Genomic DNA, 1,267 nt, shown 5'->3' on the forward strand with positions numbered 1-1,267 from the left:
CCGCCATCGGAGGGCCTCTCTATTGATCTCTCAATAGTCCTCCATCTATTTCAAAGCATTCAACCTACTTTTAAGGTCAATTCAAGTCACACACGTTTCTCAGCTATACGCAGGCAGGGATTTTTACCACTGAACTTTCTACGAAGAATTGAACTTTAAATTTACCACTTTCCTGTCTTACGAAGCACGAAACCCCTGCTTGCGTATAGGTGATGTTGGCGGTTCGTTGTTTTTTGTCGACCTATTTTAGTTTCTTCATTGTGTTACTTTCAAGCAATGATTTCATTTGTGTAATGGCTGTTTTATTGAGCTGGATTAGGCGGTCGTTTTGTGTCAAACCTTGTCGGATGAGCAAAGCGTTTATACTTTCCATATTGCTTAACACAACTAACTGTTCCAATGTCGCATAATCTCTGATGTTTCCTTCTTTGTTGGAATTCTTGTCTCTCCATTCTTTTGCTGTAATTCCGAAAAGTGCAACGTTTAATAAATCGGCTTCATTGGCGTAAACAAAACTTGCTTGTTGTTTAGTTATTTCATTCGGTATTAAGTTTTCTTTGATTGCGTCTGTGTGAATATGGTAATTTACCTTGGCTAATGTCCTTTGAAAGTTCCATTCTAATTTCAGTCGGTTGTTTTCATCGTCTTTCAGACGTTGAAATTCATTGACCAAGTATATTTGAAATTCAGGACTTAGCCACATTGCAAAGTGGAATGCAATGTCTTTGTGTGCATAAGTTCCACCGTAACGCCCTACTTTTACAAGCATCCCAACTGCACTTGTTCGTTCAATCCATTGTCCGACAGACATTATGAACCTATTCACTCCTGCTTCTTGGGTAATTACCCCGAATTCGGGGTAATTAAAATTTGGGTTGTTGATTTTTTCCCAAACACCGATATATTCCAATGTATTTTTGTTCGTAACCCACTTGCCGATTAGTCCGCTTCCTTCACGAAAAGAAGCTGTCATATCGGTCAAACTAATATAGTCAGTTTCATTTTGATTGATTACCGTTATCGGTGATTCGTTTACGTTTAGTTTTCTGCTTTTTGCCATTTTTTATTTCACTAAGCGTCAAAGTTACAAAAAGAAATTATGGTTAGAATAAGTTGTTCTTATTTGGTTTTTATTTGTCTTTATCTTATTTATGTCGCTTTACAATGACCGCCAATCGGGTCAGGCAAGGGAATTTCACCCTCACCTTCCCACAGAACCGTGCGTGAGACTCTCACCTCACACGGCTCTTCATGTTTATAAATCGCT

Annotated in this window: 1 protein-coding gene; it reads right to left on the minus strand. The window is 38.4% G+C overall.

Going from position 1 to position 1,267, the window contains the following annotated elements; all coding sequences use genetic code 11:
• Positions 1 to 241 precede the first annotated feature (241 nt).
• Positions 242 to 1,060, minus strand: coding sequence for a KilA-N domain-containing protein (locus tag BLQ81_RS21855; protein ID WP_092735298.1), 819 nt, complete (start codon positions 1,058 to 1,060; stop codon positions 242 to 244).
• Positions 1,061 to 1,267: the final 207 nt, after the last annotated feature.

The sequence above is a fragment of the Algoriphagus alkaliphilus genome, assembly GCF_900103735.1.
Taxonomy (GTDB): Bacteria; Bacteroidota; Bacteroidia; order Cytophagales; family Cyclobacteriaceae; genus Algoriphagus; species Algoriphagus alkaliphilus.

Bases quoted from the DNA above. Each gene is read 5' to 3' on its own strand.
- BLQ81_RS21855 (WP_092735298.1), bottom strand. From the start codon at position 1,060: ATGGCAAAAAGCAGAAAACTAAACGTAAACGAATCACCGATAACGGTA.